The sequence below is a fragment of the Cryobacterium sp. HLT2-28 genome, assembly GCF_004402495.1.
In the GTDB taxonomy this organism is placed as follows: Bacteria; Actinomycetota; Actinomycetes; order Actinomycetales; family Microbacteriaceae; genus Cryobacterium; species Cryobacterium mannosilyticum.
In genome coordinates, this window is sequence record NZ_SOFH01000020.1 from 39739 (window position 1) to 60316 (window position 20578).

The 20578-nt window shown below is 69.2% G+C and carries 22 protein-coding genes; 6 read left to right on the plus strand and 16 right to left on the minus strand.

Annotated elements, in window-relative coordinates; genetic code table 11:
- The first annotated feature begins 26 nt into the window (after window positions 1-26).
- Window positions 27-443 (plus strand): RNA-binding S4 domain-containing protein, encoded by a 417-nt coding sequence (locus E3O48_RS09545; protein WP_134508540.1) that lies wholly within the window; start codon window positions 27-29, stop codon window positions 441-443.
- A 25-nt stretch (window positions 444-468) separates the two neighbouring features.
- On the opposite strand, the gene E3O48_RS09550 is transcribed toward E3O48_RS09545, so the two are convergent.
- From E3O48_RS09550 to E3O48_RS09560, 3 genes are all read right to left on the minus strand, one after another.
- The gene (locus tag E3O48_RS09550) at window positions 469-1911 is read right to left on the minus strand and encodes an NAD(P)/FAD-dependent oxidoreductase (protein WP_134508542.1); all 1443 of its coding nucleotides are present in this window, start codon (window positions 1909-1911) and stop codon (window positions 469-471) included.
- Window positions 1904-3343, minus strand: coding sequence for a lipase maturation factor family protein (locus E3O48_RS09555; RefSeq protein ID WP_134538356.1), 1440 nt, complete (start codon window positions 3341-3343; stop codon window positions 1904-1906). The genes E3O48_RS09550 and E3O48_RS09555 overlap by 8 nt, the downstream gene beginning before the upstream one ends.
- 97 nt (window positions 3344-3440) lie before the next feature.
- On the minus strand, window positions 3441-4226 hold the full coding sequence (locus E3O48_RS09560; RefSeq protein ID WP_134538358.1) for a superoxide dismutase: 786 nt from the start codon (window positions 4224-4226) through the stop codon (window positions 3441-3443).
- A 225-nt stretch (window positions 4227-4451) separates the two neighbouring features.
- Here E3O48_RS09560 and E3O48_RS09565 point away from each other — a divergent pair, with 225 nt between their 5' ends.
- The 5 genes from E3O48_RS09565 (at window position 4452) to E3O48_RS09585 (ending at window position 9761) form a co-directional block, all read left to right on the plus strand.
- Window positions 4452-5477 (plus strand): LacI family DNA-binding transcriptional regulator, encoded by a 1026-nt coding sequence (locus E3O48_RS09565; RefSeq protein ID WP_134538360.1) that lies wholly within the window; start codon window positions 4452-4454, stop codon window positions 5475-5477.
- A gap of 116 nt (window positions 5478-5593) precedes the next feature.
- Entirely contained in the window at window positions 5594-6895 is a 1302-nt protein-coding gene (locus E3O48_RS09570; protein WP_370249640.1) for an extracellular solute-binding protein, read from the plus strand.
- 9 nt (window positions 6896-6904) lie between these two features.
- Window positions 6905-7858 carry a carbohydrate ABC transporter permease gene (locus E3O48_RS09575; RefSeq protein ID WP_134508550.1) on the plus strand — a complete coding sequence of 318 codons (954 nt, stop codon included), beginning with the start codon at window positions 6905-6907 and terminating at the stop codon, window positions 7856-7858.
- The gene (locus E3O48_RS09580; RefSeq protein ID WP_134538362.1) at window positions 7855-8688 is read left to right on the plus strand and encodes a carbohydrate ABC transporter permease; all 834 of its coding nucleotides are present in this window, start codon (window positions 7855-7857) and stop codon (window positions 8686-8688) included. The genes E3O48_RS09575 and E3O48_RS09580 overlap by 4 nt, the downstream gene beginning before the upstream one ends.
- 2 nt (window positions 8689-8690) lie before the next feature.
- Window positions 8691-9761, plus strand: a complete 1071-nt coding sequence (locus E3O48_RS09585; protein WP_134538364.1) for a glycosidase — start codon at window positions 8691-8693, stop codon at window positions 9759-9761.
- 146 nt (window positions 9762-9907) lie between these two features.
- Here the strand turns inward: E3O48_RS09585 and csrA are convergent, their stop codons facing one another.
- The 13 genes from csrA to E3O48_RS09650 all read right to left on the minus strand — a co-directional run bounded on the left by csrA (window position 9908) and on the right by E3O48_RS09650 (window position 20461).
- Entirely contained in the window at window positions 9908-10150 is a 243-nt protein-coding gene (gene csrA / locus E3O48_RS09590; RefSeq protein ID WP_134538366.1) for a carbon storage regulator CsrA, read from the minus strand.
- A 9-nt stretch (window positions 10151-10159) separates the two neighbouring features.
- On the minus strand, window positions 10160-11176 hold the full coding sequence (locus E3O48_RS09595) for a hypothetical protein (RefSeq protein WP_134538368.1): 1017 nt from the start codon (window positions 11174-11176) through the stop codon (window positions 10160-10162).
- Complete coding sequence (locus E3O48_RS09600; protein WP_134538370.1) at window positions 11151-13202, minus strand: flagellar biosynthesis protein FlhA; 2052 nt, start codon at window positions 13200-13202, stop codon at window positions 11151-11153. The genes E3O48_RS09595 and E3O48_RS09600 overlap by 26 nt, the downstream gene beginning before the upstream one ends.
- Window positions 13199-14305 (minus strand): flagellar biosynthesis protein FlhB, encoded by a 1107-nt coding sequence (locus E3O48_RS09605; protein ID WP_134538371.1) that lies wholly within the window; start codon window positions 14303-14305, stop codon window positions 13199-13201. The genes E3O48_RS09600 and E3O48_RS09605 overlap by 4 nt, the downstream gene beginning before the upstream one ends.
- Window positions 14306-15064 (minus strand): flagellar biosynthetic protein FliR, encoded by a 759-nt coding sequence (locus tag E3O48_RS09610; protein ID WP_134538373.1) that lies wholly within the window; start codon window positions 15062-15064, stop codon window positions 14306-14308.
- On the minus strand, window positions 15064-15339 hold the full coding sequence (gene fliQ, locus E3O48_RS09615) for a flagellar biosynthesis protein FliQ (RefSeq protein WP_134508566.1): 276 nt from the start codon (window positions 15337-15339) through the stop codon (window positions 15064-15066). Before fliQ ends, E3O48_RS09610 begins: the two co-directional genes overlap by 1 nt.
- Window positions 15339-16130, minus strand: a complete 792-nt coding sequence (gene fliP / locus E3O48_RS09620) for a flagellar type III secretion system pore protein FliP (RefSeq protein WP_134538547.1) — start codon at window positions 16128-16130, stop codon at window positions 15339-15341. Before fliP ends, fliQ begins: the two co-directional genes overlap by 1 nt.
- A gap of 53 nt (window positions 16131-16183) precedes the next feature.
- Window positions 16184-16702, minus strand: a complete 519-nt coding sequence (gene fliO, locus E3O48_RS09625) for a flagellar biosynthetic protein FliO (RefSeq protein WP_134538375.1) — start codon at window positions 16700-16702, stop codon at window positions 16184-16186.
- Window positions 16703-17407 (minus strand): flagellar motor switch protein FliN, encoded by a 705-nt coding sequence (gene fliN, locus E3O48_RS09630; protein ID WP_134508570.1) that lies wholly within the window; start codon window positions 17405-17407, stop codon window positions 16703-16705.
- On the minus strand, window positions 17404-18291 hold the full coding sequence (locus E3O48_RS09635; protein ID WP_134538377.1) for a flagellar motor switch protein FliM: 888 nt from the start codon (window positions 18289-18291) through the stop codon (window positions 17404-17406). The genes fliN and E3O48_RS09635 overlap by 4 nt, the downstream gene beginning before the upstream one ends.
- Window positions 18292-18399: 108 nt before the next feature.
- Window positions 18400-19344 carry a flagellar motor protein MotB gene (locus tag E3O48_RS09640; RefSeq protein ID WP_134538379.1) on the minus strand — a complete coding sequence of 315 codons (945 nt, stop codon included), beginning with the start codon at window positions 19342-19344 and terminating at the stop codon, window positions 18400-18402.
- Window positions 19341-20150: a motility protein A gene (locus tag E3O48_RS09645; RefSeq protein WP_134538381.1), complete on the minus strand. Its 810-nt coding sequence runs from the start codon at window positions 20148-20150 to the stop codon at window positions 19341-19343. Before E3O48_RS09645 ends, E3O48_RS09640 begins: the two co-directional genes overlap by 4 nt.
- Window positions 20150-20461 (minus strand): flagellar FlbD family protein, encoded by a 312-nt coding sequence (locus E3O48_RS09650; protein ID WP_134508622.1) that lies wholly within the window; start codon window positions 20459-20461, stop codon window positions 20150-20152. Before E3O48_RS09650 ends, E3O48_RS09645 begins: the two co-directional genes overlap by 1 nt.
- Window positions 20462-20578 lie beyond the last annotated feature (117 nt).

Genomic DNA, 20578 nt, shown 5'->3' on the forward strand with positions numbered 1-20578 from the left:
CGAGTCCGTGGTCGTAGAGTCGAGGGATGGACCCCGTGATGACCGCCCGCGTCGACAGCTGGACCTGGGCGGTGCGCATGTTCAAGACCCGTTCGTCCGCCACGGCCGCCTGCCGGGCCGGGCACGTGCGGGTGAACGGCGACCGCGCCAAGTCGGCGCAGCCCGTGCGGATCGGTGACGAGGTGCGGGTGCGCAGCAACGGTTTCGACCGCATCCTGATCGTCTCCCGGATCGTCAGCAAGCGGGTGGGTGCCGCGGTGGCCGTCGAGTGCTTCGTCGACCAGACTCCCCCGCCGCCGCCCCGCGAAGAGGTGGCCCTGGTGCCGATGCGCGACCGCGGTGCCGGGCGGCCGACGAAGCGCGAGCGGCGGGACATCGACAAGCTGCGCGCCACCCGGCTGGGCGAGCCGGGCGAAGCCTCCTGGCTGCCCGACGACGACTGAGCGCCGAGGCCCGGTGCCAGGCGGTTCACGGCGCCAGGGCGGGCGATTCCCGGATGCCGAACTCGTCGCGCAGGACAAGGGTGGCCGCGTGCCAGCCGTTCATGCCGTGTACGGCCGGTCCGGGCGGCGTCGATGCCGAGCAGAGGTAGAGGCCGGGCACGGGCGTCTTCCACGGCCGGGTCGACACCACCGGCCGTTTGACGAGTTGCCGCAGGGTGACCTGCCCGCCGAGGATGTCCCCGCCGACGAGGTTCGGGTCGACCTGGCTCATCCCCCGCGCGGTGGAGGATGCGGTCGCCAGGATGGTGTCCCGGAACCCGGGTGCGAACTCCTCGATCCGCCGCACGATGGCCTCCGACCGGTCGGCATCCGACCCCGGCGGAACATGCGTGTAGGCCCAGAGCACCTGCCGTCCGTTCGGCGCCCTGGTCGAGTCGAGCACGCTCGGCTGGGTGACCAGCACGAACGGGTGCTCCGGCAACCGCCCGCGCGCCACCTCCCGTTCCGCTCCGATCACGTCGGCCCGGCTGCCGCCGAGGTGAACCGTCGGCGCGAGGACGAGCTCGGGGTTCGCCCACGGTACCGGGCCGGACAGGGCGACGTCGAGCTTCGCGATCCCGCTGCCGTAGTGGAAGCGTGCCAGCGCCCGCCGGTACCCGGTCGGCAGGGAATCCCCGGCGAACCGGTCCAGGAAGGCCGGTGAGGTGTCGAGCAGGGTCACCCGGGCCGGCGCCAGATCGCCGGGGACCCGCACCTCCCGGCCGAGGTCGAACCGGCCCCCGTGCACGATGATGTCGGCGACCATCGCGTCGGCAATGGCCTGCGACCCGCCGACCGGGTAGCCCCAGCCGGCCGCGTGGGCGTGAGCGGCGAGGAGCAGCCCGGCGCCGGCGGTGGCCAGCGACGGCTGGCGCCCGGGCGCGTGTGCGGCCACCCCGGCGAACAGTGCCTGCGCCGACTCGCCGCGGAGGATCCCGCGCTGGAGTTCCGTGCCGAGGCCTGCGACCCGCAGGCCGAAGACGAGGGCAGCGACCGGGTCGTCGGGCCAGCGGAGCAGCTGGTTGCCAGTCAGGGCGACGACGCCGTCGAGACGGTTGAGCACCGGCTGGAACAGCCGGGCCCAGGCGTGTCCGCCCCGACCGAGTCCGTCCGCCGTGCGGTCCAGGCTGCGGTAGGCCACGGCCGCCCGCGCGGCGTCGAGGGGATGCGCGTAGGACACCTCCGGGATGATGAACGGCACCCGGGCGGTGAGCCCGAACGCGAGGAAGAACGGGGAGGCGAGCGCCGCCGGGTGCACCGCCGAGCCGACGTCGTGCCGGAACCCGGGCAGGGTCAGTTCTTCGGTGCGGAGCGCCCCGCCGGCCGTTCCGGCCAGCTCGGTGACGTGCACAGAGAGCCCCGCCCTGGCCAGCACCACCGCCGCGGCGAGCCCGTTGGGCCCGGCCCCCACGACGTTGACGTCAGGCACGGGCCCGACCGGCGAGGGACACCGGCGCGACGAGGAGGCCGACCTCCGATCGAATCCACCAGTCGTGGGAGGCCCGGCGTTCCGCCGGGGTCGAAAACCGGTACAGGTAGACGCGGGCGCGGATCTGCCGGGGCGGGGCATCCGGGAACGGGTTCACCCGCAGCATCCGCAGGGTGGGGCGGTCGCCCTCGAGCAGCCGGACCAGGAAGGTCTCGAACCAGCGGGTGTCCCGTGCGCCCAGGGCGAGGAACCACATGAGCCAGTCCAGGCGCAGGTGGTAGGGAGCGAATTGGCGCGGCATCCGCCCCGGTGCCCCCGGCTTGCCCCGGAACTCGTAGGCGAGCCAGCCGGTCTCGTCGCCAGGGTCGGCCGCGTCGCTGCCCTCGACGACAACCTCGAACCGTTCCCTGGTGACCGTGCCGAAGGCACCGTAGGCGTTCACCAGGTGGTAGCGATTGAAGCTTGCGTTCATCAGCTGCCGGCGGGCGAAAAGGTTGCGGAAGGGCCGGTAGCTGAGCACCAGCAGGAAGAGCGTGGCGGCCAGCACCACCGCGACGAACCAGATCGGTGCGGCCGGGGACTCGGCCGGCGCCGGGATCCCGGGCAGCACGGCGCGGAACGCGTTGTCGTCGATGGCGGAGAAGGCGAGCACGATCGTGACCCAGTTCAACCAGGCGAAATTGCCGGTGAACACGAGCCAGAGCTGGGTCAGCACGATGACCACGGCGGCGACGGATGCGACCGGTTGGGGCGCGAAGAGCAAGAACGGCACCACGAGCTGCGCGAAGTGATTGCCGAGCACCTCGCCGCGGTGGAACCACTTCGGCAGGTTGTGCACGAACCAGCTGACCGGGTTCGGCATCGGCTGGGTCTCGTGGTGGTAGAACAGTGCGGTCAGGTCGCGCCACTCCCGCCCGCCGCGGATCTTGATCATCCCGGCGCCGAATTCGAGCCGGAACAGCAGCCAGCGGCAGAAGATGATCACGGTGATCGGCGGCGCGACCTCGTTCGAACCGAGGAAGGCCATCACGAAGCCGGCCTCGAGCAGCAGGCTCTCCCAGCCGAACGAGTAGAACGTCTGGCCGACGTTGACGATGGACAGGTAACCGGCCCAGAGCAGCAGGAAGGCGACCAGCGGCAGCCAGGGCGGTCCGAGCTGTGGCAGCCCGGCCACCAGCAAGGCGGACAGGGCCGCGCCGGACCAGGCCAGGACCCGCAGCATCCGGTCGGAGTACCGCCAGTGGAACAGGCTCGGCGACTGCCGGAAAGTGATGCGGGAGACGAATCCCGGCACGGGGAGCAGACCGTGCTCTCCAAGCAGTGCCGGGAATTGGTTGACGGCCGAGATGAAGCCGATCAGGTAGCACGCGGCAACGCCGTGCTGCAAAACCTGCCGCGCGATCTCGTAGTCTCCCGCAGTGAACCAGTCCATGGTGGATTCACCATAGGCCTGCCCGCAGCGGCCTTCAATGGGTTCCGAGGCCCGGGCGGGTCGAGGGCGGACTCCCCCCGTTCCCGGCACACCTGCCCTACCTTTGGACGCGCACGATCTCGTAGGCCACGGAGTCTGTGCCCGGGGTTCCGAACCGCGCGTTGACGGCGTACAGGTCGCCGCGCGGACCGAAGTCGATGGTGGTGGGGACGTCGAAATCAGGATCCGTGAGGGTACGGACGAACCTCGCCTCCGTTCCGTCCGCGGACAGGCGGAATTGGGCGATGCTGTTCTCGCGGTTCTGGACGACGTAGAGCGTGCGGCCCTGGAGCAGCAGCCCATCGGCGGCGGTCACGTCACCACCCGTGATTGTGATCCGGGTGGCCTCACCGTTCGGCACGTCGACCAGGTACAGGGCGCTGCCTGAGCCGTCCGGATCGGCGGACTGCCCCAGGATGAGAGTGTCCTCGTCGAACGCGGCGATGCCGTTCCCGTTGAAGGAGCCTGGAGGCGCGAGCGCGAAGTCACCGCCGAGCGGGATCTCCCGCGGCTCGCCGACGGTGTCTCCGTCCACTGGGAGCGCATAGATCACGGCCCGCTGGGAGTCGGTGAAGTAGGCGGTGCCGCCGGCGACGGTGAGGTCATTCACGAAGCCGGCTTCCGGGATGTGGCGAACCGCGACCTCCGCGCCGGACCGGCGATCGTAGGCGCGGAGTTCGCCTGAGGGCCCGCCGGCGACGAGGAGCAGAGGACCGGCGATCTTGAGGCCGACCGCCGGGTCGCCGTCGGCAGCGACCAGGGGTGCGGTTTGACCGGTTCGGAGGTTCGCGGTGACTATCGTGCCGTCGACCAGGGAGCCGGCATAGGCCGTGTTCCCCTTCACCACGATTCCCTCCGGCCGGAAGCCGAGATCGCCGGCGACAGCGTCGTTGGGCAGGGTGATGGTTTCGGGAAAGCGCGTCTGGCGGTCGTTCGAATCGTCGGCCAGTGGGCCGCGGGCCGCGACTGCGGGAAATCTTCTTGACGCCGTCGACTAAACCGGTATAGTTGACTAAACCGGTTCAGTCCGCGGTTGCAATCCGCGGCCGGCGATCAATGAGGAGACCCCGTGAGTGCTGACAAGGTGACCATCGCCGATGTGGCCAGGACCGCCGGCGTGAGCAAGGGTCTTGTCTCCTTCGCCCTGAACAACCGACCGGGCGTCGGCGCGGAAACCCGGGTGCGCATCCTCCAGGTTGCCCAGGACCTGGGCTGGAAGCCGTCGCTGCGGGCTCGTTCGCTCTCCACCCAGCGTTCATTCGCGCTCGGTCTGGTGATCGCCCGGAACCCGGAGGTTCTCGCCTCCGACCCATTCTTCCCGTCGTTCATCGCCGGCGTCGAATCGATCCTCTCCACCGAACGCCGGGCCCTCGTGCTCAGCGTGGTGCCCAACGAGGAGACCGAGCTGCAGACCTACCGGTCGCTGGTCGCCGACGGGCGGGTGGACGGGGTCTTCCTCAGCGACCTGCGCCACAACGACGCCCGCATCCCGCTTCTCACCGAACTGGGCCTGCCCGCGGTCACCCTCGGCCGCCCCGACGGTGACAGCCCGTACCCCGCGGTCACCGTCGATGACACACCGGGGGTCACGGCATCCGTTCGCTACCTCGCGGAGCTCGGTCACCGCAGGATCGCGCACGTCGCCGGCAGCCCGAACCTGCTGCACGGCACCCGTCGCCGCGAGGCCTTCGCGGCGGCGATGGCGGCCGCCGGGCTGCCGGAGGGGCAGACCGTGGAGACCGACTTCTCGGTGGGGGCCGGCTCGGACGCCACCCGCCGGCTGCTCGGCCAGGCGATCCGGCCGACCGCCATCGTCTACGCCAACGACCCGATGGCGATCGCCGGCCTCGGCGTGGCGCACGAGCTCGGCATCCGGATTCCGGAGGACCTCTCGATCACCGGTTTCGACGACATCGACTTCTGCCGCTATGTGTTCCCGCCGTTGACCACCGTCAGCGCTGCGCCCGCGGTGTGGGGCCGCGCCGCGGCGACGACCCTGCTTCACCTGATGGAGCACGGCCGCGCGGATGACGTGGACCTGCCGGCCGCCAGGCTCATCATCCGCGGCTCGGCCGCTCCGCCGGCCCGGCACTGACCGGCGCTCACCGACACCGGCCCGCACCGACCTACCCGCTTACCCGCCGTACCACCTACCGACCCACGAATGTACCCGCAGCAGGGCTGCTGCGATCCAAGGAAATGGAGAAAGAAATGCACAGCAAGGGATTGACCCGGCGGATCCTCGCCGTCACGGCCGCTTCGGCCACCGTGGTACTGGCGCTCGGCGCCTGCGCCTCCGGCGGGACGAGTGGCGACGCCGGCACGGCGCGCGGCCCGATCACGATCTGGTACTCGAACAACTCGAGCGAGATCGAGTGGGGCAAGCAGATGGTGACGGCCTGGAACGCAGACCACCCGGACGAAAAGGTCAAGGCGCAGGAGATTCCGGCCGGCAAGAGCAGCGAGGAAGTCATCGGCGCTGCGATCACCGCCGGGAACGCCCCCTGCCTGATTTACAACACCGCCCCCGTGGCCGTGCCGCAGTTCCAGAAGCAGGGTGGACTCGTCGACCTGAGCAGCTTCAAGGATGGCGCCTCCTACATCGAAGACCGCAGCGGTGACAACGCCGCGCAGTACAAGAGCGATGACGGCAAGTTCTACCAGATGCCGTGGAAGTCCAACCCCGTGATGATCTTCTACAACAAGGACATGTTCACCAAGGCCGGGCTCGACGCCGAGAACCCGTCGCTGGCCACCTACGACGAATTCCTGGCCACTGCCCGCACCCTCGTCTCAAGCGGCGCGGCCAAGAACGCGATCTTCCCGTCGCCGACGAGCGAGTTCTACCAGAGCTGGTTCGACTTCTACCCGCTCTACGCCGCCGAGAGCGGCGGCACGCAGCTGGTCGAGAACGGCAAGGCCACCTTCGATGACGCCACCGGCGTGAAGGTCGCCGAGTTCTGGAAGACCCTGTACACCGAGGGTCTCGCGAGCAAGGAGAAGTACCAGAGCGACTCCTTCGCTGACGGCGTCGCCGCCATGTCGATCGTCGGCCCGTGGGCCGTGCCGGTCTACAAGGACAAGGTCAACTGGGGTGCGGTGCCCGTTCCCACCAGCGCGGGCACTGCGGCCGACAAGACCTACACGTTCAGTGATGCCAAGAACGTCGCGATGTACTCGTCGTGCAAGAACCAGGCCACCGCCTGGGACGTGCTGAAGTTCTCGACCAGCAAGGCTCAGGACGGCCAGCTCCTCGACCTGACCGGCCAGATGCCGATCCGCGCCGACCTGCCGACCGCGTACCCGGCGTACTTCACGGCCAACCCGGCCTACCTGCAGTTCGGTGACCAGGCCGCTCGCACGGTCGAGGTTCCCAACGTGTCCAACTCGGTCGAGGTGTGGCAGGACTTCCGCGACGCCTATTCCAAGTCGGTCATCTTCGGCGAGGGTGACGTGAAGAAGTCCCTTGCCGGCGCAGCCGAGAAGATCAACCAGTTGGTCGCGACGAAGTAGCGACTGCCGATGTCCACCACCGCAACAGCGAAGCCGGCCGCCGGGAGATCCACTCGATCTCCCGGCGGGCGGGGCCCCCGCCACCGCCCGCTCCTGGGCAAGAACCCGATCGGGCTCCTGCTCAGCGCGCCGTACCTCGTCTTCGTCATCGTCGTCTTCGCGTATCCGCTCGTCTTCGCCGTTTACATGGCGTTCCACGACTATTTCTTCGCCGCACCCGGCGCCCAGGTCGACCGTCCGTTCGTCGGACTCGCCAACTTCCAGGAGGTGCTCTCCGACCCGGCCGTGATCCGTTCGTTCGGCAACGTCGGCATCTTCCTGCTGATCAACGTGCCGCTGACCGTGGTGCTCTCCCTCGTGCTCGCGACCGCCCTCAACAAGGCCGTCCACGGCCGCACGTTCCTGCGCGTGGCCTACTACGTGCCGTACGTGACCGCCAGCGTCGCGGTCGTCGGCGTGTGGCTGTTCCTGTTCAGCGGCAGCGGCCTGGTCAACCAGTTGCTCGGCCCGCTCGCCCCTGATCCGTCCTGGCTGATCAGCCCGACCTGGGCCATGCCCACGATCGCCCTGTTCGTCACCTGGAAGCAGCTGGGTTTCTACATCCTGCTCTACCTCGCCGCGCTGCAGAGCGTGTCCAAGGAGCTCTACGAGGCCGCGTCGACCGATGGCGCCGGCGCCCTGCGCAGCTTCTTCTCCGTCACGATCCCCGGCGTGCGACCCGCGACGGTGCTCGTGCTCCTGCTCTCGACCGTGACCGGCGCGAACCTCTTCACCGAGCCGTACCTGCTCACCGGCGGCGGCGGCCCGAACGGGGCCTCCACCTCGCCCGTGCTGCTCATGTACCAGAAGGGCATCGAGCAGGGCCACCCCGGCACTGCCTCGGCGATTGGAATCGTGCTCGTGATCGGAGTCCTCATCATCGCGTTCATCCAGCGCAAGATTGCGGGAGGTGACGAATCATGAGCCGCGGCCAGAACATCCTCCGCGGCGTCGTCCTGACGGTCGGCGCGGTCGCGTTCCTCTTCCCGTTCTACTACATGATCATCGGTTCGCTGCAGGCCTCGCCTGACTCGACACCGGGCGGCGCGTTCCCGAACCCGGCCAACCTGACCCTCGAGAACTACACCGACATCAACAGCCGGATCAACCTGATGCGGGGCCTGCTCAACTCGGGCATCTTCACCGGCGGCGTCATCGTCGGCACCCTCGTGTTCGGAGTGCTCGTCGGCTATGCGCTGGCCCAGCTGCAGTGGCGCGGTCGCGGGGTCACCTTCGCACTCGTGCTCCTGGTGCAGGTCGTGCCGTTCCAGCTGCTGATGATCCCGCTCTACGTCATGATCGCCCGGGACTACGGGCTCGCCGACAATTACCTCGGCATGATCCTCCCGTTCGCGATCAACTCGACCGCCGTCATCATTTTCCGCCAGTACTTCCTGCAGGTTCCCCGGGACCTGTTCGACGCGGCGAGGATCGACGGGGCCGGCGAGGTCACCGTGCTGACGAAGATCGCGATCCCGCTCGTGCGGCCGGCGATCCTGACCGTCGTGCTGTTGACGTTCATCGGACCATGGAACGAGTTCCTCTGGCCGTTCCTCGTCACCAAGGAAGCCTCGATGCAGCCCCTCGCCGTTGCGCTGGCCAACTACATCAGCAATGTGGCCGCCACCGCGGCCAATCCCTTCGGGGCCGTCCTCGCCGGAGCCTGCGTGCTCGCAGCCCCGGCAGTCCTGCTCTTCATTGTTTTCCAACGACACTTTGTCTCCACCGATATCGGCTCCGGCGTGAAAGGTTAGAAATGTCCACCCCTGCGAACTTCCCCTATACCCTGACCAGAATGGGCGTCATCATGACGCCCGAGGAGGGCAACGACCTCGAGGCCGAAGGCGTGCTCAACCCGGGCAGCGGCCACACCCCCGACGGCACCCTGTATCTGCTCCCCCGCCTGGTTGCCACCGGGAACGTCTCCCGGGTCGGCCTGGCGAAGGTGATCATCACCGACGGCGTGCCCACCGGAGTCGAACGTGACGGCGTGGTGCTCGAACCGGACCAGGGCTGGGAACGCGGCGCGAACAACGCCGGCGTCGAAGACCCCCGGGTCACCTTCATCCCCCGCCTGCGACTGCACGTGATGACGTATGTCGCGTACGGCCCGCTCGGCCCCCGCACGGCGGTCGCCGTCTCCAGCGACCTGCGCGAATGGCGTCGACTCGGCCCGGTGCTGTTCAAGTACGACGAGGCACTCGACATGGACCTCAACCTGTTCCACAACAAGGACACCGTCTTCTTCCCCGAGCCCGTCACCAGCCCGGACGGGGTGGAGAGCTTCGCGGTGCTGCACCGCCCGATGTGGGACCTCGGCGAGGTCAAGCCGGGCGAGGGCATCCGGGTGCCGGCCGGTGTGACCGACACCCGGCAGAGCATCTGGATCAGCTACATCCCGGTCGCCGACGTGCTGGCCGACATCACGAAGCTCACCTTCTGGAGCGGCCACCGCTTCCTCGCCGGACCGGAATTCCCGTTCGAGGCGCTCAAGATCGGCGGCGGGCCTGCCCCGCTGCGCGTCCCGGAGGGCTGGCTGCTGATGCACCACGGCGTCACGGGAACAATCGACAGCGCGTTCTCCCAACAGCAGAAGGTGAACTACTCAGCCGGCGCGATGATCCTCGACGCCGACGACCCCACCATCGTGCTGGCACGCACGAGTGAGCCGCTGCTCAAGGCGGAGACGCCCGACGAGATCAGCGGAATCGTGCCGAACGTGGTCTTCCCGACCGCGATCGAGGAGATCGACGGCGTGCGCTTCGTGTTCTACGGCATGGCCGACTCGAAGATCGGCGTTGCCCGCCTGGACCACGTCCCGGCCTGACAGGGCACCTGGGCCGCTGTCGACCTCGTGGCGCGGTCTAGGGAAGCCGGCGTGCCGCAGAACCTGCGCCCGCTTCCCTAACCCGCGCCACGAGCGGCGGCGGCTGGGGCCGGGCCCGGCGCGCGCTCGGGCGCAGGAGACGCGGGCTACTCAGCAGGCGGCAGGAGGCCGAGGGTCGCCAGGATCCGGGCCTCGGCTTCGCCGTCGGTGCGGCTGGCGGCGATGTTCGCCTCGGTGACCGCGCGCACGACCTCGTCGCGCTGGATCCCGACACCGCGCGGGGCGTCGATCCCGATCCGGATGCTGTCGCCGCGCACGTCGAGAATGGTGATGACGATGTCGTCACCAATGAGGATCTTCTCCCCCTGTTTGCGTGTAAGTACCAGCACCAGCCCAGCCTACCGCGACCCGTCGGCGGTGCCCGGGAGGCTCGGCACGGCCGCCAGTGTCGCGGCCGTCGCCGGCGCTCCGTCCACCCAGCCGATCGGCAGGCCCAGCTCGTCGACGGTTCCCGGCGTGCCTGTGGTCGATGCCCCGACGACGGCGACCGCGTCGATCTGCGCGATGGCCGCCAGCGCCGCCGCCCAACGGCCGGTGTCCGACGGTTTGCGGCCGGCCTCCACCACCAGCCAGACCTGGTCGGCGCCGATCGGCGCCAGCGTGTCGGCCAGGGCCGCGACCAGTCCCATCGAGTCGGCCAGGTTACCGCCCAGGCCGAAGGCCACGAAGCCGGTCTGGCCGCGTTCGACTCCCCTGGCCCGGGCCGAGAGTGCGGTGCGGCGGTCGTCGGCGCGTTCGGCGTCATCGCAACGGGCCGCCCCGGCAACGAGCACCTCGCCTGCCCCGTTCAGCGCCATGGATCGCGCCACCTCGAGCGCGGCATCCGGAAGTCCGACCAGAACGACCAGGTCGCCGTGCCCGGAGAGGGGCCGCGGCACCAGGGTCACCGGCGCCGGTTTCGGGGTCGGCGAAACGGCAGTCGGCCTGGCCGGTTGCGCGGACGTCGGCCCGGCGTCCGCGGCGCGCACGCGGTTCGCGGTGAGCACGATCGGGGCTGGATCCGGCTCGGCCTGGAAGGTGAGCTCGTCCATCAGGTAGGCGAAGTCGGCGGAGTCGGTCGACAGCGTGGGCCGGGGGTCGGCCTGCAAGCGGGCCTCGGCCGCGTCGGCGTCGTCGAGGAGGGCGGCGATGCCGAGCCTGGCCTGCAGGTCGAGCCGCGCGTGCGCCGCGCGGCGCCGACGCTCCGGCACCTCGACGGTGACCTCGAAGTGCCGCTTGGCGAAGAAGCCCCTGATGCCGCCGACGGTGACGCGTTCGGCGGCGACGATGCGCGCATCCGCCCCGTGCTCGGAGAGGATGCGCGCCTTCAGCTCCTCGAGGCTGGCGCCCTCAAGCAGAAATCGTTTCGGTTCCACGAACCACTCCCACCGTCTCGATGGCGACGTTCGCCGACGTCACCTCCTGGTAGGAGAGCACCGGCAGCCCGCCGGCGTGCGCGGAGACGAGGCGGCGGATGGCCGGGCGCAGCGCGGGCGCGCAGACCAGCACCGCGGTCAGTCCGCTCGCCTCGACGTTCGCCAGCGCCTCCTTGAGCGAGCCGAGGATGGCGTCGATCCGGGCCGCGTCGAGCATGATCTGGGTGCCCTGCTCGGAGGGACGCATGCCCTCGAGCATGGACTGTTCGAGCCCCGGCTCGATCATGATCACGCGGAGCAGGCCGTCGTCGAGGTACTGGGCGGCGAGGGCCGGGCCGAGCGCCTGGCGGGCGGCCTCGACGAGTCCCTCCGGGTCGGCCGAGACCTTCGCCCGCAGCGAGAGGGATTCGTAGATGCGGGGCAGGTCGTTGATCGGGATCAGCTCCACCAGCAGCCCCTGCAGCACGCGCTGCACCTCGGCGAGGGAGAGCAGGCCGGGGATCAGGTCGTCGACGGCGGAGGGGTTGACCTGTTTGACCCCGTCGGTGAGCACGCGCACGTCTTCCCGGGTGAGGAGCCGGGCCGCGTTGCCGGTGATGATCGAGGAGAGGTGGGTGACGAGCACGGAGACCCGGTCGATCACGGTGGCGCCGGTCATCTCCGCGCTGTGCCGCATCTCGCTCGGCACCCACTTGCCGGCCAGCCCGAAGACCGGTTCGACCGTGGCGGTGCCGGGCAGCAGGTCGAGGGCGTCGCCGAGGGCGAGGACCTTGCCGGCGGGCGCCGTGCCGCGGCCGGCCTCGACGCCGGCGATCCGGATGACGTAGGTCGCCGAGGGCAGGTCGACGCTGTCCCTGGTGCGCACGGGCGGCACGACCACGCCGAGGTCCATCGCGATCTTGCGGCGCAGGGACCGCACCCGGGCGAGGAGGTCGTCCTGGGATCCGGAGACAAGGTCGACGAGGTCGGGGGCGAGGAGGATCTCGAGCGCGTGCACCCGCATCGTTTCGATCAGGTCCTCGGCGGTGTCCGACCGCGGGGCCAGGCTCTCGGCGGCGACCGCGGCATCCTTGCCGGCCTGGTCGCGCTCTTCGCCGGCCTTGATCCGCCGGGAGAAGAGGATCAGGGCAATTCCGATCACCACGAACGGGATGATCGGCATGCCGGGGATCAGCGCCATCAGCAGGGCGGCGGCACCGGCGATCATCAACGCGTTGCGGGACTGGGTGAGCTGGGCGGACGCCGTGGTGCCGATGTCGGACTCCGCGTTGGAGCGGGTCACGATCATGCCGGTGGAGACTGCCATCAGCAACGCCGGGATCTGGGTGACGAGGCCGTCGCCGATGGTGAGGAGCGAGTAGGTGCTCATCGCCTCGCCGATCTCGAGGCCGCGCTGGATCATGCCGATCGCGATGCCGCCGACCAGGTTGATGATGATGATGATGATGCCGGCGATCGCGTCACCCTTGACGAACTTCGAGGCGCCGTCCATGGCGCCGTAGAAGTCGGCCTCGGCGGAGACCTCGGCCCGGCGCTCCCTGGCCTGGGTGTCGGTGATCAGGCCGGCGTTCAGGTCGGCGTCGATCGCCATCTGCTTGCCGGGCATGGCGTCGAGGGTGAACCGGGCGCCCACCTCGGCGACCCGCTCGGCACCCTTGGTGACGACCACGAACTGGATCACGACGAGGATCAGGAAGATCACCGCGCCGATGATGATCGACCCGCCCACGGCGACCTCGCCGAAGGAGGCGATGACCTGGCCGGCGTAGCCGTCGCCGAGCACAAGGCGGGTGGAGGCCACGTTCAGGCCGAGCCGGAACAGGGTGGCCACCAGCAGCAGCGAGGGGAAGACCGAGAAGTCGAGCGGCTTCTTCACGAACATGGTGGTCAGCAGGGTGACCAGGCCGAGCAGGATGTTGATGATGATGAGGACGTCGAGGAGCACCGCCGGCACCGGCACGACGAGCAGGAGGATGATGCCGACGACGCCGATCGGAATGGCGAGTTTGGCGAGATTGCGGTTCATCGGTGGCCTCCGGCCGTCAGGGCAGGTTCGGTTACGGTGTGCACGCCGGACCCGGCGCCGGAGCCACGGGTCTTCAGAGCCATCACGAAGGCCAGCACCCGGGCGACCGCGTTGTAGAGCTCGACCGGGATTTCCTGGCCGATCTCGCACTCGGCGTGCAGGGCGCGGGCGAGCGGGATGTCGCGCACGATGGGGACGTGGTCGGTCTCGGCCTGCTCGCGGATGCGGGCGGCGATCACTCCGGCGCCCTTCGCGACGACGCGCGGGGCTGACTTGCCCGGTTCGTATTTCAGGGCGACAGCGAAGTGGGTGGGGTTGATCAGCACGACATCGGACGTGGCGACGGAGGCGATCATCCGGTTGCGGCTCATCGCCAGCTGCCGGGACCGGCGCTGGGATTTGACCTGGGGGTCACCTTCCGAGCTCTTGTTCTCGTCCTTGACCTCCTTCTTCGTCATCCGGGTGCGCTTGCGGTTGCGGCGGATCACGACGAACACGTCGGCGGCGGCGAGCACGAGCCCCGCGATCACCGCGGACTGCACCAGGGAGGCGGCGCCGCCGCCGGCCGCACCGATCAGCGCCATCACCGGCAGACCTCCCGCGGTCATCAGGATGGGCATCAGACCCTGGATCACCATCGTGAGCACCAGGCCGACGGCCACGGTCTTCAACAGCGCCTTGACACCCTGCCAGACCGCCTGCCCGCCGAAGGTGCGGGCGAAACCGGTGACCAGGTTGAACTGCTCGTACTTGCCGGCCACCTTCTTGAAGTGCACGCCACCCTGGGCGACCGCGCCGACCAGCACCGTGACGAACACGGTCGCGAGCATCGGGGTGAGCACGCCGGCCATGGAGCCCAGCGATTCGCCGAGCATCTGCACGGCCAGTTCAGGGTCCGGCCGGGCGACGAGCGAGCGGATGCTGATCATCTGGCTGGTTCCGGCCTGGGCGCCGAGCGAGATGGTGACCGGGGTCATGATGGCGGCCGCGCCGATGCCCAGCCACGCGGTGAGGTCCTGGGACTTGGAGAGCTGGCCCTTGGAGCGTACCTCGCGCATCCGTTTGTCGGTCGCCTGCTCGGTCTTCTCGCCGGAGTCCGACATCTACTTCACCCCCATCATCGTGCCGACGGCGTCGCCGGTCAGCGAGGAGACGATGCGCGGGAGCGCGACGAAACCGGCCGCGCCCAGCGACAGGGTGATCAGGATCTTGAGCGGGAAGCCGAGGGCGAAGGCGTTGAGGGCGGGCGCCACGCGGGTGAGCAGGCCGAGGCCGGCGTCGGCGAGGAAGAGCACGACGATCAGCGGGCCGGCGATCTGCACCGAGGCGAGCAGCATCTGGCCGACCGCGGTGGTCACGGCCTGCATCGGCACGGCCAGGTTCATGCCGCCGCCGATCGGCAGCGCGGCGAAGGTGCGGGCGAGGCCGCCGATGATCAGCTGGTAGCCGCCCGAGGCGAACAGGAGCGCCAGCGCGGTCATCTGGTAGAGCCTGGTGAACATGGCGCCGTTGACCATCGCCTGCGGGTCGAAGCCCTGGGCCAGCTGGAACCCGCCGAACATGTCGATCAGGTTGCCGGCGGACTGGATGGCGGAGAAGACGACGAGGACCAGGAAGCCGAGCACCCCGCCGACCATGATCTCGAGGATCAGGGCGCCGATGAAACCGGCCGTGTCGGGCGAGACGTAGCCGGGCGTCACCTGCGGCGAGACGGCCAGGGCCAGGCCGAGGGCCAGCATCCCCTTGATCCGCAGCGGAATCGCGTTGTAGGAGAACGGCGGTGCCACGACGAGGAAGGCGACCATGCGCACCCCGGCGAGCATGACCGCTTCGATCCACGCGAAGTCCAGGGTGATGTTCATCAGCCTCCGCCGATGAGGGAAGGGATCTTGTCGAAGAGCATGTGCGTGAACGAGACGATCTCGGAGATCATCCAGTGGCCGGAGACGATAAGGGCCACGGCCACGGCGATCGCCTTGGGCACGAAGGAGAGCGTCACCTCCTGGATCTGGGTGATCGACTGCAGCAGGGAGATCGCGAATCCCACGACGAGGGCGGTGATCAGGATCGGGGCCGACAGCATCCCGGCGACCAGGATGCCCTGGAGGCCGATGTCGAGAACGGCGTTGGTGTCCATCAGCCACCCCGGTAACTGCTGATCAGGGTGGTGATGATCAGACCCCAGCCGTCGACGAGCACGAAGAGGAGGATCTTGAACGGCAGGGAGATCATCACCGGCGGGAGCATCATCATGCCCATCGACATCAGCGCGGCGGAAACGACGAGGTCGATCACGAGGAACGGCACGAAGATGACGAAGCCGATGATGAACGCGGCCCGAAGCTCGGAGATCATGAAGGCGGGGATCAGGGTGAGCAGGTTCACCGCGTCGGCGTTTGCCGGGTTGGCCTGGTCGGCGGCCCGCGTCATCAGGGCGAGGTCTTCCTCCCGGGTGTGCGCGAGCATGAACGTGCGCAGCGGGCCGGAGCCGATCGTCACCGCATCATCGAAGGAGAGCGTGCCGTTCAGGTAAGGCTGCAGGGCGTGCTCATTGATGTCGGTCAGGATCGGCGCCATGATGAACAGCGACAGGAACAGGGCCAGGCCCGCGAGCACCTGGTTCGGCGGGATGGACGGCAGCGCGAGGGCGTTGCGGGTCATCGCCAGCACCACGAAGATCTTGGTGAACGAGGTCATCATCAGCAGCAGCGCCGGTGCGACCGAGAGCAGCGTGATGCCGATCAGGGTGACGATCGCCGAGGACGGCGAACCGTCCGGTCCGTTGATCGACACGTTCAGGCCGCCGCCGGCCGGCGTGGTCGGGGTGGCCGGGTCGGTCGGCGGGGTGGGGTCGACCGGTGCGGCGTGTCCGGCCGGGGCGATGACGAGCACGATCGCCGCGACGATCACGACCAGCAGGGCCGCCATCACGAATGCCCTGGCGATGCGCCAGCGCCGGTCTGCCCGCAGGGCCGCGGAGTTCACCGTCCCTGCCGGAGGGCGGCTGCGGTCTGCTGCCACGTCGCCGGCGAGAGGATGGAGCCGCCGAGGCGGTTTTGGTTCGGTCTGACCTGGCCCGTGCGGATCTGGGCGGCCCGGCCGGCCGCACCGTGGCGCGGGCGCAGGATGAGCGGCGGCGCCAGCTCGGTTTCAGGATCGGTGTCGGTCGCCGCGTTCACGACGGCACCGGTGGCCGCCGCGTCGAGCGAGCGAGCGAAGACCGAGTCGCCGGCCGCGGCGTCGGCGGCCGACGGCGAATCGCCGTCGTGCAGCACGTTGACGTTCTGCTCGGTCACGCCGAGCACGAACCGGCGGCCGTCGATGTCGACGACGACGACGGATGCCTTCTGGCCGAGCCCCTGGCGGCCGACCACGGTGACGAGGTTCTGGCTGCGCGTCGCCCGGGAGCCCCGCGTCAGGCGTCGCTGGAGCGCCCAGAGCAGCCCGAGCACCGCGGCCAGGGAGAGGGCAACCCGCAGAGCGACGAGGAGGGTGTCCACCTAGGTCAGGCTCTCGGCCACGTCGAGGATCTGGGTGATGCGCACCGCGTAGTCCTGGTCGACGACGACGATCTCGCCGTGCGCGATCAGCCGGCCGTTCAGCAGGATGTCCGCGGGGGCCCCGGCCGAGCGGTCGAGCTCGATGACCGCGCCGGGTTCCAGGGCGAGCACGTCACGCACAGACATCCGGGTGCGCCCGATTTCGACGGTGAGGGCCATTTCGACGCTGTTGATGCGGCCGAGTTTGCCGACCACCGAGCCGGTCGCGCGGCCGGTGGAGCCGATGGTTCCGTTGTCGCGCAACCGGATCGCGAACCAGCCGGTGACGGCGCCGCCGCCGCTGAGCTCGTAGACGACCGTTTCGGCATCCGCGAACAGGGCGGTCGCGTCTTCGACCCTGGTCTCCCCCAGCACGCCGACCCCGAAGACGCCCGAGGCACCCTCGAGCGCCGGGCGCAGCACGTCCTGGCTCGAGACCAGGGCGGATTCCGCTCCGGCCGCGGCGTCGAGCGACGCCGGCTCGGCCAGCACGATGGCGATGTCCGCCGAGGTCACCCCGACGAAGGAGGCGACGACCGCGGCGCCCAGCCGGCCGGCCAGGGCCGCGCCGGAGCACGGTACGGCCTGCAGTGACGTCGGGGTCGGCAGCAGCCCGATCAGGGCGTCGACGGCGGCGGCGGGCAGGGCGGTGGAGGTGGGGGTCATGCGAAGGTCTCCTCGGTGTCGATGACGATGCAGGCCAGGCGGGAGCCGTTGGATCCAACGGCGGCGCGTGCGAGCGGCTGGCCGTCGACGACGACGTCGAGCGGGCGGTGCTTGGAATGGGGAATGGCGAGGACGTCTCCGACGGCGAGGCCGAGGATGACGCTGGGCAGCACCCGGATCGGGGTGAGCTGAAGGGACACGTCAACCGGCACCCAGGCCAGCTGCGCGTGCAGGAGGTCCTCGGGGTTCGAGGCGTTGCTGGTCGGGTTGGTCTCGCCGAGCTGGGGCAGGAGCGTGTCGGCCGGCAGTGCGAGGGTCGCGGTGGCCGTCGATTCGCCGACCCGCATGGAGAAGGTGGCGACGATCATCAGGTCGCCGGTGGCCGCGGCTTGGGCGAACTGCGAGTTGTACTGGATGCCGCCGACCACGATCGGCGCGACGAGCAGGGCGCCGAGGCAGTAGCGCAGGTCCTCGAGGGCGTCGTCCATCAGCCGGCGCACGAGGGCCTGCTCGATCTGGGTGAAGACGCGTTCGGGGGCGAAGGTGCTGCCCGAGCCGCCGAGCATGTGACTCACCCAGGACAGCGCGGCCGCCGCGGGGAACTGGATGACGGCCTTGGCGCTGAACCCGGTCACCGGGCAGAGCACCATCGCCGTGGTCGCCGGCAGGGACGACGCGTATTCGTCGTAGGTGCGCATGATGACGTGTTCGCAGGTGACCTGCGACAGCACCCGCACCTTGGCGGTGAGCTGGGTGCCCCACTGCCGGGCGAAGGTTTCGAAGGCGAGCTCCAGCACGCGCGAGTGCTCGCGGGCGAGCGTTGTCGGGCGACGAAAGTCGTACACCTCGACCGTGCGCGCCGCCGAAGCGGGCACACCAATCACTGCTTGTTCCTGGACCGTCACGACAAGCACTATCGGTCAACGAATCGCCCGCGTTAGGAGTAGCGACATCCAACTTGTGCCGCGGTGTGTCCGTGCCGGCTGGGGTGGTCAGTGTCCGGTCTTGGCTGGCGTCTTCTCCGTCGTGGTCGTCTTCGTGGTCTTCGTGGTCTTGGTGGTCGATTCGGCGGATGCCGCCGGCTCCGTCGCGGGGTCGGCAGAGGCCACCGGGGCGGGGATCACGGCGGTGCCGTCGAGCACGGAGGGGATGAGCGCCCGGACGGCCTCCGGCTGGCTGGAGAGCATCACCACGTCGACCCGGCGGTTCTGGGCCATCGCGGCGAGGTCTGAGCCGGTCGCCACAGACCGGGCCGAACCGTAGCCGACCGACGAGATGCGCTCCTGGGCGATCGCCCCGAACTCGACCAGCCGGCGCAGCACGGCGGTCGCCCGTGCTGAGGACAGCTCCCAGTCGGTCGGGTAGTTGACCGTGACGCCGTGCCGGTCGGCGTGGCCCTCGATCTTCACCTCGTTGGGCTGGGTGGCGAGAATCGGCGCGATTGTGTCGAGCACCTGGATGGCCTGTGGGCTGAGCTCGGCGAGGTTGGGCGCGAAATAGGCCTCCGAACCGACCAGGCCGACGGTCAGGCCGCGCGAGTCGATCACGAACTGGACCATGCCGCCGATCCCCTTGGCGTCCACGGCATCCTGAATCGCCTTCTGCGCCGAGCTGAGGTTCTTCACCTCCGCGACGGCGAGGTCCAGGTTGGTGAAGCCGGTCGCCTCGCCCTGCTTGACCTTGTCCTTTTTGACGACGACGCCCTTGGCGGTGTCGACCTTGCCGACGTCGGTGGCGCCGAACCCGGTTGCGAGGGAGTTCTTCAACTGCACGAACTTGGACTGGTCGACCGACGACATGGCGAAGAGCACGATGAACATGCACATCAGCACGGTGACCATGTCCATGTAGGACGCCATCCACCGCTCGTCGACGTGCTCGACGTGTTCCTCTTCGAGTCCCTTGCTGCGGCCGCGTCCCCGGCCGTGACCGCTCATGCCGCCTTGGGCAAGGACTTGGCCGCCTTGTCCGCCTTGCCCGACTTCGCCGACTTGGAGGATTCCGCCGGCACCATGGCCCGCAGCCGTTCGCCGAGGAGGCGAGGCTGGCTTCCGGCCTGCACGGCGAGGGCGCCCTCGAGGAGCAGCGTCATCCGCTCCACCTCGATGTCGGAGAGCCGCTTGAGCCGGTTGCCGATGGGGAGCCAGAGGAAGTTCGCGGAGAGCAGACCCCAGAGGGTGGCGACGAACGCGGCGGCGATCAGCGGGCCCAGGGTCGAGGGCGTGTCGAGCTGCTCGAGCACGTGGGTGAGCGAAATCACGGTGCCGATGATGCCGACCGTGGGCGCGTAGCCGCCGAGGCTGGTGAAGAATTTGGAGGCGTTTCGGCTGGCCTTGGTTCTGGTGGCCAGCTCGTCTTCGAGCAGGATGCGCAGTTCGTCACCGTCGGTGCCGTCGGCGATGTTCTGCAGAGCGCCCCGCAGGAACGGGTCGTCGACGTTGTCGGCTTCCTGTTCGAGGGCGAGCAGGCCGGCGCTGCGGGCCTTCTCGGCCAGACCCACGATCTGGTCGATCACCTGCTGCGGCGGGGTGGTCTTGCCGACGAAGGCACCGGGCACGGCCTTGAACGCCGAGATCGCATCGCGGATCGTTCCGCCGGCGATGCCGACGGCGATGGTCGCGCCGAAAACCAGCACCATCGGGGCCGGCAGCAGGATCGAGGAGATGTGGCCGCCCTCGATGGTGATCATCGCGAAGAGCGAGCCGAAGGCGAGCGCGATACCGATCAGGGTTGCGGGATCCATCAGAGCCTCCGCGGGCGCTGGGGCTGCACGGGACCCGGCGCGGTGGGGTCTTCAATCGCGTGCGGACCGCTGACGATTTCGAGCGGTCTGACGCCGCTGCTGTAATCGGCATCTGAGGTCAGATAGGCCAGGGAGATCACATGCGCCCGGAAGCGGGCGATCTTCTCGATGACCTCGTCGAGGCCCTCCGTGACGATGAATTTCGCGCCGTCGACCATGACCAGGGTCGTGTCGGGGCTGGCGTGGATCCGCTCGATCAAATCGGGGTTGATCGCAAACTGGCTGTCGTTCAGCCTCGTCACAACAATCATCGGGCCCATCCATGGTCTCCGGACGATTCAAGTAACCGTCGTGAACCACTGTCGGTCGCCGTGCCCCGGCCGTTAGTTGCCGGCCGGGACCGTCTGCCCGCCCGATGCGGTCAGCCC

Bases quoted from the DNA above. Each gene is read 5' to 3' on its own strand.
- E3O48_RS09545 (WP_134508540.1), top strand. From the start codon at position 27: ATGGACCCCGTGATGACCGCCCGCGTCGACAGCTGGACCTGGGCGGTG.
- E3O48_RS09555 (WP_134538356.1), bottom strand. From the start codon at position 3,343: ATGGACTGGTTCACTGCGGGAGACTACGAGATCGCGCGGCAGGTTTTG.
- E3O48_RS09570 (WP_370249640.1), top strand. From the start codon at position 5,594: ATGCACAGCAAGGGATTGACCCGGCGGATCCTCGCCGTCACGGCCGCT.
- E3O48_RS09575 (WP_134508550.1), top strand. From the start codon at position 6,905: ATGTCCACCACCGCAACAGCGAAGCCGGCCGCCGGGAGATCCACTCGA.
- E3O48_RS09580 (WP_134538362.1), top strand. From the start codon at position 7,855: ATGAGCCGCGGCCAGAACATCCTCCGCGGCGTCGTCCTGACGGTCGGC.
- E3O48_RS09585 (WP_134538364.1), top strand. From the start codon at position 8,691: ATGTCCACCCCTGCGAACTTCCCCTATACCCTGACCAGAATGGGCGTC.
- E3O48_RS09600 (WP_134538370.1), bottom strand. From the start codon at position 13,202: ATGAACCGCAATCTCGCCAAACTCGCCATTCCGATCGGCGTCGTCGGC.
- E3O48_RS09605 (WP_134538371.1), bottom strand. From the start codon at position 14,305: ATGTCGGACTCCGGCGAGAAGACCGAGCAGGCGACCGACAAACGGATG.
- E3O48_RS09610 (WP_134538373.1), bottom strand. From the start codon at position 15,064: ATGAACATCACCCTGGACTTCGCGTGGATCGAAGCGGTCATGCTCGCC.
- fliQ (WP_134508566.1), bottom strand. From the start codon at position 15,339: ATGGACACCAACGCCGTTCTCGACATCGGCCTCCAGGGCATCCTGGTC.
- fliP (WP_134538547.1), bottom strand. From the start codon at position 16,130: ATGGCGGCCCTGCTGGTCGTGATCGTCGCGGCGATCGTGCTCGTCATC.
- fliN (WP_134508570.1), bottom strand. From the start codon at position 17,407: ATGACCCCCACCTCCACCGCCCTGCCCGCCGCCGCCGTCGACGCCCTG.
- E3O48_RS09640 (WP_134538379.1), bottom strand. From the start codon at position 19,344: ATGAGCGGTCACGGCCGGGGACGCGGCCGCAGCAAGGGACTCGAAGAG.
- E3O48_RS09645 (WP_134538381.1), bottom strand. From the start codon at position 20,150: ATGGATCCCGCAACCCTGATCGGTATCGCGCTCGCCTTCGGCTCGCTC.
- E3O48_RS09650 (WP_134508622.1), bottom strand. From the start codon at position 20,461: ATGATTGTTGTGACGAGGCTGAACGACAGCCAGTTTGCGATCAACCCC.